A 15,355-nucleotide genomic window follows, 5' to 3' on the forward strand; every position below is an offset into this window, starting at 1 on the left:
CTCCGCGCCGATGATAGTGCGGATTACCCGTGTGAAAGTAGGTCATCGCCAGGCTCTTATCCCTCAAAACCCCTCGACAGCGTTCGCTGCGAGGGGTTTTGTCTTTCTGGGCGCTGCTCAGCGCAGTAACTTCCCCAGTTCCTGCCATGCCAGCCTGCCCACCGCAGGCTGCCGCCGTCGCCGTATATCCGTTCGCTTATCTCTGTCGGAAACATCGTCGAACACGCCGTCGCGAAATAGCGTTGTAGATCAGTAACAACCTTGACTTCTCCTCAGGTCATTTCTAGGTTTATCTGTACTCAACGGCGTGCGTAGCGCAACACGCTGCTGTGATAGACCATCCGGTCGGGGAGGGACGACGGTGAACCTGCACAGCAAGTCGATTCTTTGGTCCGCCGTTTTCTGTGCCGCGGTGATCGCAAGTGGCTGCTCGAGGCCCAAGGCTGGCCACGTCCAGGACGAAGCGCAACAGGCCGGCCGCAATGCCGATTCCTTCCGGCATGCGGCAGAAGACTATTTCCGCGACATGGACCGGGGCGTGGCCCTGACAAAGGAAGAGATCCAGGGCCGCAACATGTGGATCGTGTGGACCGGTGGCAATGACCGGTTCTGGGACGCGATGACCAACTATACGTTCGGCGCGTTCGACCTGCTCAAGTCGATCAGCTCCCATCCGACCCAGGGCTATTCGCGCGACAACCGCTGGACCTACCTCGGCCTGCTCAACGAGCCGTGCTTCAGCAGGCCAACCGGGCCGGATCCGCAGCGTTTTGGCTTGTGGCTGGACCAGCGAGCCAAGGATTGCCCGGCTGATCCGTTCGAAAACGAGCAGGCGTACCCTGGCGTCAAGACCGGGGCGCGCGGCACGACATTCTCGAATGGCCAGAAGCTTCCGGTCGGCTCGTACTACGGCTATCCGACCGGCATTGTCGGCCTGCGCCTGTTCCCCAATCCCGCATTCGACGAGAAAGCCGCCAAGGCCTGGGACCCGGAGCGTTACTACACGGATCCGTCCTACTACAACCGGGCCGATCTCATCCGGCCTTACCGTGTAGGGATGTCTTGCGGGTTCTGCCACATTGGCCCGAGCCCGATCCACCCGCCAGCGGATCCCGAGCATCCGCAATGGGCCGAGCTCAGCTCCACCGTCGGGGCGCAGTACATGTGGGTCGATCGCCTCTTCATCCACAACGCCGCCACGCCCGCGGGCAAGCAGAACTACATGTTCCAGCTCGTCCACACGTTCCGGCCGGGAGCGATGGATACCTCGCTGGTCTCGACCGACAACATCAACAACCCGCGTACGATGAACGCCCTCTATGACCTGATGGCGCGCATGGGCGTGGCCAAACGGATCGGGCAGGAGACCATCGCCGGCGGAGAGAAGAACAACAAGCAGCTGAATGATTTCGTCCAGAGCGGGCCGCTTTCGGAGTTCTTCAAGGCGCCCGATACGGTCTGGACGCCGCACGTGCTCAAGGACGGTGCCGATTCCGTCGGCGTGCTCGGCGCACTGAACCGCGTCTACCTGAACATCGGCCTGTTCAGCGAGGAATGGCTGCTGCACTTCAACCCGATCCTCGGCGGCAAGTCGATCTCGCCGATCGAGATCGCGGTGGCGCAGAAGAACTCCGCGTACTGGCGCGCGACGGAGGCAGGCTCGTTCAACATGGCCGCGTTCCTGCTGAAATCGACGCCGGCCGACCACCTCGCCGATGCGCCCGGCGGCAAGGCCTACCTGGCCGATCCTGCCACGCCTGATGGCGCCCGCCTGCTGAACCGCGGCAAGACCGTGTTCGCGGAGACCTGCGCGCGCTGCCATTCAAGCAAGGGGCCACCGCCACCGGCCGACCTGCAGATGCGCAACTGCGGCGGCGACAAGTACATCGGTTGCTTCCAGCGCTACTGGAAATGGACCCAGACGGACGACTACAAGGCAAAGATGCGCGACATCGTCAACGCGCCGGATTTCCTTGCCAACAACTACCTGTCCAGCGATGTCCGCGTGCCGGCCACCCTGCTGCGCACGAATATCTGCAGCCCGCTGGCCACCAATGCGATCCGCGGCAATATCTGGGACAACTTCTCGTCGCAGACCTACAAGAGCCTGCCGTCGGTGGGCTCCGTGACGCTGCACGACCCGTTCACGGCCGAGCGCTGGCAGTACCGGATGCCGGCCGGCGGGCGCGGCTACACGCGTGTGCCGTCGCTGATCAGCATCTGGTCGACGGCGCCGTTCCTGCTCAACAATGCGCTCGGCCCGTTCAGCAGCGATCCTTCGGTCAAGAACCGCATGCAGGTATTCGATGCATCGATCGAGCAGCTTCTCTGGCCCGAAAAGCGCGACCACGACACAGTGCTTGGCACGAAGGTGCCGGGCGTTATTGACCGCACCACGGCACGCAGCCAGATCACGATCCCGGTTGGCTTCGTGCCGGATGCGCTGCGGCCCATGGAGGACCTGCTGCACCGCTGGGTGCCATGGCTGGTGGGCGAGGGTGGCGACGTGACCATCGGCCCGGCGCCGGCCCGGATGCCGGTGAACCTGCTGGCGAACCTGCAGCCGTTGTCGGAGACGTCGGATCCGGTCGCCAAGGCCGACCACGCGGCCAAGGTGCTCAAGCTGCTGGTGAAGCTCAAGGGAGACCTTGCTTCGGTGCCCGAGGGCGCGACCGACGACGACTTGCGCAGGATCTATGCGGATGTGGTCAAGCCGATGCTGTCGCTCAGCAAGTGTCCGGATTTCGTGGTCAACCGCGGCCACTACTTCGGTACCGCGGAGTTCAACAACCAGGACGGCCTGAGCGCCGATGAGCGGGCGTTCGGCAAGGAGCCTGTGCTGAGCGACGACGACAAACGGGCCTTGATCGCCTTCCTGAAGACGTTCTGACAATGCAGGGCCGACGGCGTGGCGGGGGGCTATGTCTGGGCAAGATGAAACGGAATGGGACTACGTAGTCGTCGGGTCCGGCGCTGGCGGCGGTACGCTGGCCGCGCGCCTGGCAGAGGCAGGCATGCGCGTGTGCGTGCTGGAGGCCGGCTGCGATGCGCGCGTGCATGAGATGTCGTGCATGCCCGAGGACTACGACGTGCCGGGCTTTCACGCCTGCGCGAGCGAGAATCCGGCCATGGCGTGGAACTTCTTCGTGCGCCACTATGCCGATGACGCGCAGCAGCGCCGCGATCCCAAATGCGGCCCGTCCGGCGTGTTGTACCCGCGCGCAGGCGCGCTGGGCGGCTGCACCGCGCATAACGCGCTGATCTTCCTGTATCCGCACGACGCGGACTGGGACTACATTGCCGACCTGACCGGCGATCCGTCCTGGACGGCGACACGCATGCGCCGGTATGCGAAGCAGGTCGAGCAATGCCGCCACCGCCCGCTGTGGAACCTGGCCCGCCGGCTTGGCCTGGACCCTACGCTGCACGGCTGGGACGGCTGGCTACACACAGAACGTGCGATGCCGCTGGAAGCGCTGGCCGACGACGCCCTGGTCCGCCTCATCATCGGCTCGATGGAGCTGGCCGCGCGAAGCGTGCCAAGGCGCTTGCGCGCGTGGCTGCGGCTGATCCGCTGGCAGGGCGATCCCAATTCGCGGCTCTGGGGACGGCGCTGCTTTCACGGCGTGTGCTACACCCCGCTGACCACCCAGCGCCACGCGCGGCACGGCACGCGCGAACGCCTGCTGGACGTGGCGCAGCGGCATCCGGCCATGCTCCGTATCGAACTGGACGCCCTGGCCACGCGCGTGCTCTTCGACGGCCAGGGCAACGCTTGCGGCGTGGAGTACCTGAAGGGCAGGCATCTCTATCAAGCCCATGCCAGGCCGAACGAACAGCCTGGAGAACGGTGCCAGGTCCGCGCACGGCGCGAGGTGATTCTTGCGGGCGGCGCTTTCAACACGCCGCAGTTGCTGATGTTGTCCGGCATCGGGCCGGCGGCGCATCTGCGCGAACACGGCATCCCGGTGCGGGTGGACTTGCCCGGGGTCGGCCGCAACCTGCAGGACCGCTATGAGATCGGCGTCGTGAACCGGATGTCGCGCTCATGGGAGGTGCTTCAGGGCGCAAAGTTCGTGCGTGACGACGCGCCGTACCGCAGCTGGTTCGATTCGCGCGATGGCGTCTACACCACGAACGGCGTGGCGACGGCGGTGATCCGCCGCTCGGGCCGGCGCACGCCGGTGCCGGACATCTTCTGCATGGCGTTGCTGGAGCGCTTTGTCGGTTACTACCCGGGCTACTCGAAAGTCTTTGCAGAGAACGACAATGTGCTGACCTGGGCGATCCTCAAGGCGCATACGCGCAACCGCGCCGGTATCGTGTCGTTGCGCTCGTCCGATCCGCGCGACATGCTCGATATCGACTTCCGGTATTTCGACGGTGCGGATGACCCGAACGGCGAGGACATGCGCGCACTGATCGGCGCCATCCGCTTTGTGCGTGGCCTGGCGCAGCCGCTGGCGGAGCAGGGGTACATCGCACACGAAGAGCTGCCAGGCGCGCATGTCGAGAGCGATGAGGCGCTGGCCGGCTACATCCGCGACAACGCCTGGGGCCACCATGCATCGTGTTCGTGCCCGATCGGCGCGCGCGCGGCGGGCGGCGTGCTCGACAGCAGCTTCTGTGTGCATGGCACGCGCGGGCTGCGTGTCGTCGATGCATCGGCATTTCCGCGCATTCCGGGCTTCTTTCCGGTCAGCGCCATCTACATGATGGCCGAGAAGGCTGCAGACGTACTGCTGGCCGCGGCGCAGGCAACGCCGCCCCTGCAATTCCAGACGGGAGATCGCCATGGCATACGACGTACACAGGCTCCTGCAAATGCAGCAGGCCGAACTGGATGACCTGTTCCGCAACAGTCCTGCCGGCGATATCCCGAATGGCGAAGCGAAGGGCACGGCCATCATCTCGCCTGGCACGGCATTCAGCGAAAGCATGGCGCGCATGGTCAGCCTGTTCGCGTGGCAGGGCAAGGTATTCGATGCCAGCCGCGGCGTGCTCAAGAACCGCATCACGCCATTCGGCCTGGAGGCCATCCTGGCCAAGGTCTACAAGGCGGATAGCTGGCTCGACCAGAAGGAATGCATCGTGCTCGACTACTCGGAGACCTCGCTGGTGGCGCATTGGATCCGCGACGAGATCCGCTGCATTGCGCCGGGCGTGTACCTGGGCAAAGTGTATTGGGACAAGGCCCGCCTGATCGATTTCTGCCTGGAATTCTGATCTCGCCATGAAGCGCAGAGCGTTCGTCTTCGGCGGTGTCGGCGCAGTCGGGGCCTTGCTCGTCGGCTGGACCGTGCTGCCAGTGCGCCAGCGCCTGACCACGTCGGCGCCGCTGCCAACGGAGGGCACGGAGGTCGCGCTGAACGGGTGGGTCAAGATCGACGCGGACAACAGCGTCACCATCATGATGTGCCGCTCGGAGATGGGGCAGGGCGTGCATACCGGCCTGGCGATGATCCTGGCGGACGAGCTCGATGCCGACTGGAGCCGCGTGCGCGTGGAGAACGCGCCCCCGGACAAGATCTTCAACAACCTGCAGGTCGTCGTGGACGGGCTGCCTTTCCATCCGGACGACCATCGCCTTTTCCGCCGCTTTGCGGACCACGTCACGCGCAAGCTGATGCGCGAGATCGGCGAGATTGCTACCGGCGGTTCCTCCGGTCTCAGCGACCTGTGGATGCCCATGCGCGAGGCCGGCGCCTCGGCGCGGGCCATGCTCGTGGCCGCGGCGGCGCAACGGTGGCGCGTGACCGCGTCGGAGTGCCGCACGGAAAGCGGCAAGGTACTGCATGGCACCGGGCAATCCATGACATTCGGCGAGCTGGCCGCTGCGGCCGGCCGCCAGCCCTTGCCAGACAAGGTACAGCTCAAGGATCCGTCGGCGTTCCGCCTGGTCGGGCGGCCGTTGCACAGGATCGATGCAGCGGCGAAGACGGACGGCTCGGCCCGCTTCGGCATCGACGCCTTGCCTCCCAATCTGCTGTACGCCAGCGTGCTCATGTGCCCGACGGTCGGTGGGCGCGTGAAGCATGCGGAGGTCGGTGCAGCATTGGCGCAGCGCGGCGTCGTGAAAGCGTTCGTGGTGCCGCCTTTCGACGGGGGCACGGGCGGCGTGGCCGTGATCGCCGATAACGCGTTTCGCGCGATGCAGGCGCTGGACGTGCTGAAGGTCGACTGGGATCCAGGCCGGGCAGCCGGCGCATCGAATGCCCGGCTGATGGCGCGCATCGTCGCGGCACTGGATCGCGATGACGGCCATGACTACTACACGCGTGGCGATGTGGATGCAACACTGCGCGGCGCCGCGAAGGTGATCAGCGCGGAGTATCACGTGCCATATCTCGCGCACGGTGCCGTCGAGCCTATCAACTGCACGGTCCAGTACAGGGACAATGCCGCGACGGTGTGGGTCTCGACACAGGTGCCCGGCATTGCCCGCGCCCATGCGGCGAGAGTCCTTGGCCTGCAGCCTGGCCAGGTGGACTTGCAGGTCATGATGCTGGGCGGCGGCTTCGGGCGACGCCTTGAGGCGGATTTTGTCTCGCAGGCGGCCGCGATCGCGCGCGAGGTCAAGGGGCGGGCGGTGCAGACCATCTGGACGCGCGCGCAGGACATGACCCATGACTTCTACCGGCCCGCATGCGTGGCCCGGCTGCGGGCCGGCCTTGATGGCGACAGGCGGCTCGTAGGCTGGCACGCACGCTCGGCAGGGCAGGCCGTGGTACCGGAGATGCTGGCGAGAGACTTTGGCTTCCCTCGCATTCCCATCGACAAGACGGTGGCGGAAGGCGCATACGACCAGCCTTATGCGTGGCCGGCGGCCCGTGTTTCTCATACGAATGTCGATCTTCCCATTCCGGTGGGCTTCTGGCGCTCGGTCGGGCACTCGCACCAGGCGTTCTTCACGGAGTGCTTTCTCGACGAGATAGCGGTGGCGGCGGGCAAGGACCCGGTTGCGTTCCGTGCCGGCCTGCTCGGCGAGCATCCGCGCCACCTGGCCGTGCTGCAGCGCGTGGCAGCCTTGTCGGGGTGGGGCGAGCCGATGGCGCGTGCGGCCGATGGCATCGCGCGCGCACGTGGCGTGGCACTGCACCAGTCGTACGGCACGATCGTCGGGCAGGTGGCGGAGGTGTCGGTCGCGGCGGACAAGACGATCCGCGTCCATCGCGTGTTCTGCGTGATCGATTGCGGCACTCCCGTCAATCCCAACCTGATCCGCCAGCAGGCCGAGAGTGGCATCATATTTGGCTTGTCCGCCGCGCTATACCAGGAAGTTTCCTTCGTGGACGGCATGGTGCAGCAGAAGAACTTTCATGATTTCCCGGTCGTACGCATGGCCGATTGCCCCGTGATCCAGACCGACATCATTACCAGCGCCGAGGCGCCTCAGGGCGCGGGAGAAGTCTGCACACCACCCATTGCGCCGGCGGTGGCCAACGCGCTGTTTGCACTGACCGGCCAGCGGCTGCGGGCGCTGCCGCTGAAGCTTGCCTAGCCGAGGAGGACAACCATGGCGACCCTCAACGTGAACGGCAAGGTGGTCAGCGTGGATGCGGAACCCGACATGCCGCTGCTTTGGATACTGCGTTGCGACCTGGCGTTGACCGGGACGAAGTTCGGCTGCGGCGTCGGCATCTGCGGTGCCTGCACGCTGCATGTGGACGGAAAGGCCGAACTCGCATGCCAGTTGCCGATGTCGGCGCTGCGCCCGGCCATGAAGATCACGACCATCGAAGGGGTACGGGGCAAGGAGGCCGACGCCGTCAGGGCGGCGTGGCTGGATGTCGACGTGGTCCAGTGCGGCTACTGCCAGAGCGCACAGATCATGGCCGCCTGCGCGCTGCTGAAAGCCAAGCCGAAGCCGACCGATGCGGACATCGACGCGGCCCTGGGGAATATCCTCTGCCGCTGCGGCACCTATCCGCGCATCCGCGCAGCAATCCACCAGGCGGCCGGGCAGGCGCCGCGCGGCTGAGTCTCCCGGGCGTGACCGGACTCAGCCCGGGCTCGACTGTGACGTCGCCGCATGTCCGGGCTTGCGCAGCATCTTGTCGACCTCGCCGGCATGCAGTTCTTCGATCTGGATCTGCTGGCGCGCATATTCTTCCAGCGCCACCGAGCGGCCTTCGACCAGGCCGAGCAGTTCGCGGTACAACTCCAGCGCCAGCATCTCCGTCGCCAGGGACTCGCGCAGGATCGAACCGATATCGAACGTATGGCTGTCCAGCAGCTTGCCGATGCCCAGCGACGGGTAGGCGCCCAGGGTGGTGATCCATTCCCCGGCCTGGTGGGCATGCAGAAGCGATTCGTTGGCCTGGTCGCGCAGCCACGACACGATCGGGATGCGGCCAAAGCCGAACACCAGGAACGAATAGTGCGTGTAGCGCACCACGCCGGCGAGCTCGGTTTCGAGTATCCGGTTGAGCACGCCGACGACCTTGTCTTTTTCGAGTTCCGTCATGGCAATCCTTCCAGCAGCGTGGTATCAGGGGTACTGTGCAGCGCCGCCATCGGCCAATGCGAGCGGCCGCCTTGATGCACCCGTCGTGCGGGCTGTTTCATTCTAGTCGGCAGGCGTACACTGTCCGCCATTTCCGCGCTTCGGATTGGCAGCCACACCCGCACGGAGCAAAACCGTCCTGTCATCAAGACAGGCGGCCAGGAACGCGGAAGGGGGAAGAGATCCTCGCCTTAGGTTTTTTCTTACTCAGCCATGAAGTAAACCTATTTCCGCCCTGTGTGGATAAACAGTACGCTATTGAGGGCGGCGCTTGGGCCCCAAGGCTGAGCCGTGCGGTTGGGAGCATACGATCTAATAGCGAATGATCTGGGTGCAAACGAACCAAGGAGGGAACACATGTCGACCGAAGCGAAGTGTCCGTTCAATCACGCTGCCGGCTCGGGGCCATCGAACCGGGATTGGTGGCCCAATCAGTTGAACCTGGGCATCCTGCGCCAGCGCTCTTCCCTGGCCGATCCCATGGACAAGGGATTCAACTATGCGGAGGAGTTCAAGAGCCTGGACCTGGCGGCGGTGAAGAAGGATCTCACCGCGCTGATGACTGACTCGCAGGACTGGTGGCCGGCGGACTTCGGCCACTACGGCGGCCTGTTCATCCGCATGGCCTGGCATGCTGCCGGCACGTACCGCATCGGCGACGGCCGTGGCGGCGCGGGCTCGGGGCAGCAGCGCTTTGCGCCGCTGAACAGCTGGCCCGACAACGTCAACCTCGACAAGGCGCGCCGGCTGCTGTGGCCGATCAAGCAGAAGTACGGCAGGAAGATTTCGTGGGCTGACCTGATTGTCCTGACCGGCAACGTCGCGCTGGAATCGATGGGCTTCAGGACCTTTGGTTTTGGCGGCGGGCGCGAGGATGTGTGGGAACCGGACAAGGACGTCTACTGGGGTTCCGAGACCACGTGGCTGGCCGACAAGCGCTACTCCGGCGTGCGCGATCTGGAAAACCCGCTGGCCGCCGTCCAGATGGGCCTGATCTATGTGAATCCGGAAGGCCCGAACGGCAACCCCGACCCGGCCGCGGCAGCCGTGGATATCCGCGAGACCTTTGCCCGCATGGCCATGAACGACGAAGAGACGGTTGCGCTCATCGCCGGCGGCCATACCTTCGGCAAAACCCACGGCGCCGGCCCGGCGTCCCATGTGGGGCCGGAACCGGAAGCCGCCGGACTCGAAGAGCAGGGCCTTGGCTGGCGCAGCAGTTTTGGTTCGGGCAAGGCCGGCGACGCCATCACCAGCGGCCTGGAGGTAATCTGGTCGAATACGCCGACGAAGTGGAGTAATAACTACTTTGAGACACTGTTCGGCTATGAGTGGGAGTTGACGAAGAGCCCGGCCGGCGCCCATCAGTGGAAGCCCAAAGGCGACGCAGGCGCCAATACAGTACCGGACCCGTTCGACCCGTCCAAGCGTCGTGGGCCGACTATGCTGACCACGGATCTTTCCCTGCGGGTTGACCCGGCCTACGAGAAAATCTCAAGGCGCTTCTACGAAAATCCGGATCAGTTGGCCGATGCCTTCGCGCGTGCGTGGTTCAAGCTGACACACCGCGATATGGGCCCACGTGCGCGCTACCTCGGCCCGGAAGTCCCCGCCGAAGAGCTGATCTGGCAAGATCCTATCCCCGCCCTCGATCACATGCTGGTCGACCACCAGGACATTGCCGCCCTCAAGAGCAAGATCCTGGCGGCGGGGCTGCCGGTGTCACAACTGGTGTCGACGGCTTGGGCTTCGGCGTCGACCTTCCGCGGCTCCGACAAGCGCGGCGGTGCCAATGGCGCGCGCATTCGCCTGGCGCCGCAGAAGGACTGGGAGGTGAACCAGCCAACCCAGCTTGCGCAGGTGCTGGAAGCCCTTGAAGGCATCCAGAACGCGTTCAACAGCGCCCAGACCGGCGGCAAGAAGGTGTCGCTGGCTGACCTGATCGTGCTGGCCGGTTGCGCCGGCGTCGAGCAGGCAGCGAAGCAGGGCGGCCACGACGTGAAGGTTCCCTTCACGCCGGGGCGCATGGATGCCGCGCAAGAGCAGACCGAAGTCGAGAATTTCCGGGTGCTTGAACCGATTGCCGACGGCTTCCGCAATTACCTGAAGGGTACGTACGCAATCCCGGCCGAGACGCTGCTGGTCGACAAGGCCCAGCTGCTGACGCTGACCGTACCGGAGATGACCGTGCTCGTGGGCGGCATGCGTGCCCTGAATACGAATTTCGGCCAGACGCAGCACGGTGTCTTCACCGACCGTCCGGAAACGCTGACCAACGACTTCTTCATCAACCTGCTCGATATGGGTACGGAGTGGAAGCCGGTATCGGACAGCAAGGATGTGTTCGAAGGTTACGACCGGGCAACGGGCAAACTGAAGTGGACTGGTACGCGTGTCGATCTCATGTTCGGCGCCAACTCCGAGCTGCGCGCCGTGGCCGAAGTCTATGGCTGCTCGGATGCCAGGGAGAAGTTCGTTCGGGACTTTGTCGCGGCGTGGAACAAGGTGATGAATCTGGACCGCTTCGAGGTCGACAACTCTTGAGCATCGGCTGACGAGCAATGCGTAGCCAGCACGGCCGGTCGCAAGACCGGCCGTTATTTTTCCAACATGTCCCGTGGACGGCCTTGCCACGAAGTCACGGTGGTGCATCATAATTGGCATGTAGATCGAGTCGTCCCAAGGCGGTTTCGCGGAGGAGGCCCGTATGCCGCAGGTTCCTACTACGGAAATGACGATCCGGCGAAGCCTGGCCGGTACCTGACCATGGCGCTGCCGGCCAACCTGCCTTGTCGGCTGCTGACGGTGGCGCTGCTGCTTGGCGGCTGCGCACGGCTGGGACCGGACTTCCAGGCGCAACAGGAGCCGTGGACAGGGCAATGGAGCAGTCCCGCACTCGAGCAAGCCACGCAACTGCGGCGGCAACCGGATCTGCGACAGTGGTGGCAGGTTTTCAGCGACCCAGTCCTCGAAAAGCTGATTGCCGAGGCCGATGCCAACAATGCCGGCGTCAGGATCGCCGGCCTGCGGGTGGTGGAGGCCAGGGCCCAACTGGGCATTGCGCAGGCAGGTCGTTATCCGCAGGTCCAGCAGGCCAGTGCGGAAGCGCTTTACGTCCATAGCCGGCAGTCGGCTGCCACGGTCCAGACCAGCCGTGTCTGGCAGTACAGCGCCGGGCTGGACGTTGGCTGGGAGCTGGACTTCTGGGGGCGCTTCAGTCGCGCGATCGAATCGGCGGATGCAGCCTACTTTGCCTCGCGGGCCATCCATGAGGACGTACTGGTGCTGCTGCACGCGCAGCTGGCCCAGACCTACTTCACGCTGCGCGCCGCACAAGCGCGGCTGCGCATCGCGCGCGAGAATGCCCGGCTGCAGAAGCGCAGCTACGAAATCACCGAGCGCCTGTTCAAGGGGGGCGAGAGCGATGAGCTGGACCTTCAGCAGGCGAAGACGCAATACCTTGGCACCCTGAGCAGCATTCCCGAACTGGAAAGCCAGATTCTGCATGCGCGCAATGCACTCGCGATCCTGATTGGGCGCCCGCCAGCGCCAATGCAGGAAATTCTGGATATGCCGGAGAAGGAGGGCGTGGTTCCGCTCATCGATCGCGCCGTGCTGCAGGATGTCCCGGCCAGCCTGCTGCTGCGCCGGCCGGACATCCGCGCCGCCGAACTGCAGGTGGCCGCGCAATCGGCGCTGATCGGCGTGGCCAAGGCCGATCTCTATCCGTCCCTGACCCTGCTCGGCAGTATCGGCTGGTCGGCCACCTCGCTGCCCGGCACACCCAACGGCTTTGTGCTGATAGGGGGGCCGAGCCTGCGCTGGAACGTCTTCGACTACGGGCGCATCCGCAACAACGTGCGCATACAGGACGCCCGCTTACAGCAGCTCATCGTGGCTTACCAGGACAGCGTGCGCCAGGCCGCGCGCGAAGCGGACGATGCCGCCAGCGGCCTGCTCAAGGCGCTGGAGCGAGAGGCGATCCTGGGGGAGGCGGCGACGGCCGCCAACCGATCGCTGACCCTGGCCAATGCCCTGTTCCGCGAGGGGTATTCGGATTTCCAGCGCGTGCTGGATGCCCAGCGCGCGCTGTTTGCACAGCAGGATGCCTACCTCGTCAACCGCAGCACTGCCGTGGGGTATCTCATCGCCCTGTACAAGGCGCTCGGCGGCGGCTGGCAATCCGAACAGCCGCTCGTCGATGCGGCGACACGGCAGCAGATGGAGCAACGCACCGACTGGGGCGGACTGATCGACGAGGCAGCGAGCGAGCCAACCGGCAAACGCTCATCCATACAGGGAGGCAGACCTGATGAGTGACGCCGCACCACCGGCACCGCCGCCACCGGTGCCCGCACCCGCACCCTCTGCAGATCCGGCGCGCAAGGGCGTGAGATGGGTAGTGGCGCTGATCGTACTGAGCCTTGCGTGGTATCTGTTCGCGGATCGCTTTACGCCCTACACGCAGCAGGCGCGCATACAGGCCTTCGTCGTTCCGGTCGCTTCGGAGGTGTCCGGCCGCGTGACACGCGTGCTGGTGCACAACAACCAGGACGTGCAGGCAGGCGCTGTCCTGTTCGAGGTCGATCCGCAGCATTACCGCATCGCGGCGGATCGCGCGCGCGCGGATCTGGAATCCATGCGCCGGCAGATCGGTGCGAGCACCGCGGGCATCGCCTCGGCACAAGCCGCGCTGCGTGCCGCCCAGGCGAACGAGGTCAAGGCGCGCCAGGATAGCGAGCGTCTTGAACGCTTGTACAGCGAGGATCCAGGCACCGTATCGCTGCGACGGCTCGAGGTGGCACGGGCCACCCACACCCAGGCTACCAGCCAGGTGGACGCGGCCCGTGCGGAGGTGGAGCGTGCGCGCGAGCAACAGGGTGGCAGCGAAGAGGACAACGCCAAGATGCGCAGCGCGGCGGCAGCGCTGGAGAAGGCCGAGCTGGACCTTGCCAATGCGCAGGTGCGCGCGCGCACCGCCGGCCTCATTACCGACCTGCGCACGGAAGCCGGCCAGTACGCTGCCGCCGGCAATCCGGTCATGACGCTGATCGCCATCCATGACATCTGGATCAGCGCAGACATGACCGAGAACAATCTCGGCCATGTCGAACCGGGAACACCGGTGGGGATCGTGCTGGATGCCTTGCCGGGCAGGGTACTCGCGGGCCGTGTCCGCAGCGTTGGCTACGGTGTCAGCGCTGGCCAGAGCCCGCCACCGGGCAGCCTGCCGACGGTCCAGAACAGCCGCGACTGGCTGCGCCCGGCCCAGCGCTTTCCGGTGACCGTCGAGATCGACAAGGGCGAACTGGCGACGCTGAAGGGCATCCGCGTGGGCGGGCAGGCCGAGGTCATGGCATTCCCGACCGAAGGCAATCTCTTGAATCCGCTCGGCCGCTTGTTCCTGCGCGTGATGAGCTGGCTGTCCTATGTCTACTGAAGGCGTCGTGACCGGCGAGACGGCCGTCCGCGGACGGCGAGCGCTGCGCCTGGCCATCGGTACCGCGCTTTGTCTCGCCACGAGCTACGGGTTGGGCTGGCCAATTCCGATGGTGGCGCCCGTGATGGGCGCGTTCGTGCTCGCCTCCCTCGATCGGCCGTTGTCTGCCAGGGCAGGCGTGGGACTGGCATTGGTGGCCATGCTGGCCACTGGCAGCGGGCTGCTGGTCGTTCCGTTCCTGAGGCAGTACCCGTCCAGCGGCGTGCTGATGACCGGGCTTGGCCTGTTCCTGGCATTTCGCCAAGGCCTGCGTAGCGGCAACGGCCTGGTCGGCACGTTCCTGGCGGCCGGCCTGACCATGGTCTCGGTGGCTGGAACCGCAGACATCGGTCTGGCCATCACCGTGGTGGCCGCACTCGTCAAAGGGCTGCTGCTGGCGGTCGCGGTCCTGGCCCTATGCTTCCGGCTGGTTCCCGAACCGGCAGCCGGATCGGCCCGGCAGCGCGCCCCGGCAGTGTCGCAGAGCGCTGCCGACTGGATGGCGTTGCGCGCGGCACTTGTGGTCATGCCGCCTGTCCTGCTGGCGCTGGCAGACCCGGCCGCCTATATGCCAATCCTCATGAAGGCCGTCAGCCTGGGCCGGCAAAGCTGCACGACGGCGCGCGGCGCCGCGCGCGAACTGCTTGGGTCCACGCTGCTGGGGGGACTGCTGGCCATCGTGTTCTGGTGGGCCCTGGGCCTGTTCGTGCATCTGTGGATGTTCTTTCTCTGGATGCTCCTGTTCGCGCTACTGCTGGCGCGCAAGCTCTTCGCGGGGCCGTCCACACGGTTTTCGCCAGGCTTCTGGCTCAACACGCTGGTGACGCTGATCATCCTGCTGGGCCAGTCTGTCGAGGACAGCGCGGCAGGCAAGGACGTCTACCATGCCTTCGCTGTCCGCATGGGCCTGTTCATCGGGGTGACGCTGTACGCCTGCCTGATGCTGGAACTGCTTGACCAGCGTAGCCGCGCCTCGTCCCCCATGACCTGACGCCGCCTTATGGGCGCACCGGCAAAATTCCTTCCAATTCGTGAAATGGGTTCTAAAGGCGGGACAACGGCTGCCGATAATCACTGACGTACCGAAATCCTGATCCTTGACGGGGCTGCTTGAAACCCGTGTTTCCATAGATCAGGGGTTTTGTCTACCCCTCGCCCTAGTGAAACAGGGGGATTGCGTTGTGAATGTCAATGCTGTGGCTTGTTTTCCAGCGCGATCTTTCGCGGCCGTAATAGAATTGGTTTCCCATCGATGCACCCCCCCTGCGGCAGAATAGTTGTCGCCCCGATAGGAACTTGAATCTTTCCTGATTTCAAGTCTCTTAGTGGCGGTGGAAGGCCGGCGCCGAAGGCGCCGGCCCCCTTGCCGC

Annotated in this window: 11 protein-coding genes; 9 read left to right on the forward strand and 2 right to left on the reverse strand. The window is 65.2% G+C overall.

Annotated elements, in window-relative coordinates; genetic code table 11:
* Positions 1–361: 361 nt before the first annotated feature.
* Genes LDO29_RS27825 through LDO29_RS27845 form a run of 5 tightly spaced genes read left to right on the forward strand, consistent with a single transcriptional unit; the run spans position 362 to position 7,981 of the window.
* Complete coding sequence (locus LDO29_RS27825) at positions 362–2,890, forward strand: hypothetical protein (RefSeq protein WP_224082950.1); 2,529 nt, start codon at positions 362–364, stop codon at positions 2,888–2,890.
* Positions 2,891–2,921: 31 nt separating this feature from the next.
* Positions 2,922–4,847, forward strand: a complete 1,926-nt coding sequence (locus LDO29_RS27830) for a GMC family oxidoreductase (protein ID WP_224082951.1) — start codon at positions 2,922–2,924, stop codon at positions 4,845–4,847.
* On the forward strand, positions 4,795–5,226 hold the full coding sequence (locus tag LDO29_RS27835; RefSeq protein WP_224082952.1) for a hypothetical protein: 432 nt from the start codon (positions 4,795–4,797) through the stop codon (positions 5,224–5,226). Before LDO29_RS27830 ends, LDO29_RS27835 begins: the two co-directional genes overlap by 53 nt.
* Before the next feature lie 7 nt (positions 5,227–5,233).
* On the forward strand, positions 5,234–7,501 hold the full coding sequence (locus LDO29_RS27840; RefSeq protein ID WP_224082953.1) for a xanthine dehydrogenase family protein molybdopterin-binding subunit: 2,268 nt from the start codon (positions 5,234–5,236) through the stop codon (positions 7,499–7,501).
* A gap of 15 nt (positions 7,502–7,516) precedes the next feature.
* A complete protein-coding gene (locus tag LDO29_RS27845) occupies positions 7,517–7,981 on the forward strand; it encodes a (2Fe-2S)-binding protein (protein ID WP_224082954.1) in 465 nt (154 codons plus the stop codon).
* Positions 7,982–8,002: 21 nt separating this feature from the next.
* On the opposite strand, the gene LDO29_RS27850 is transcribed toward LDO29_RS27845, so the two are convergent.
* Positions 8,003–8,467, reverse strand: a complete 465-nt coding sequence (locus LDO29_RS27850) for a ferritin-like domain-containing protein (protein ID WP_224082955.1) — start codon at positions 8,465–8,467, stop codon at positions 8,003–8,005.
* A 396-nt stretch (positions 8,468–8,863) separates the two neighbouring features.
* On the opposite strand from LDO29_RS27850, the gene katG reads away from it, so the two are divergent.
* The 4 genes from katG (at position 8,864) to LDO29_RS27870 (ending at position 14,976) form a co-directional block, all read left to right on the forward strand.
* Positions 8,864–11,050: a catalase/peroxidase HPI gene (katG, locus tag LDO29_RS27855; protein WP_224082956.1), complete on the forward strand. Its 2,187-nt coding sequence runs from the start codon at positions 8,864–8,866 to the stop codon at positions 11,048–11,050.
* A gap of 222 nt (positions 11,051–11,272) precedes the next feature.
* On the forward strand, positions 11,273–12,826 hold the full coding sequence (locus tag LDO29_RS27860; RefSeq protein ID WP_224082957.1) for an efflux transporter outer membrane subunit: 1,554 nt from the start codon (positions 11,273–11,275) through the stop codon (positions 12,824–12,826).
* Entirely contained in the window at positions 12,819–13,946 is a 1,128-nt protein-coding gene (locus tag LDO29_RS27865) for an HlyD family secretion protein (protein ID WP_224082958.1), read from the forward strand. Before LDO29_RS27860 ends, LDO29_RS27865 begins: the two co-directional genes overlap by 8 nt.
* Complete coding sequence (locus LDO29_RS27870) at positions 13,936–14,976, forward strand: DUF2955 domain-containing protein (protein ID WP_224082959.1); 1,041 nt, start codon at positions 13,936–13,938, stop codon at positions 14,974–14,976. The genes LDO29_RS27865 and LDO29_RS27870 overlap by 11 nt, the downstream gene beginning before the upstream one ends.
* A gap of 197 nt (positions 14,977–15,173) precedes the next feature.
* Here the strand turns inward: LDO29_RS27870 and LDO29_RS27875 are convergent.
* Positions 15,174–15,355 (reverse strand): hypothetical protein (locus tag LDO29_RS27875; protein ID WP_224082960.1); only part of this gene is annotated, 182 nt, incomplete at its 5' end.

It is taken from the genome of Cupriavidus laharis (assembly GCF_914271435.1).
In the GTDB taxonomy this organism is placed as follows: domain Bacteria; phylum Pseudomonadota; class Gammaproteobacteria; order Burkholderiales; family Burkholderiaceae; genus Cupriavidus; species Cupriavidus laharis.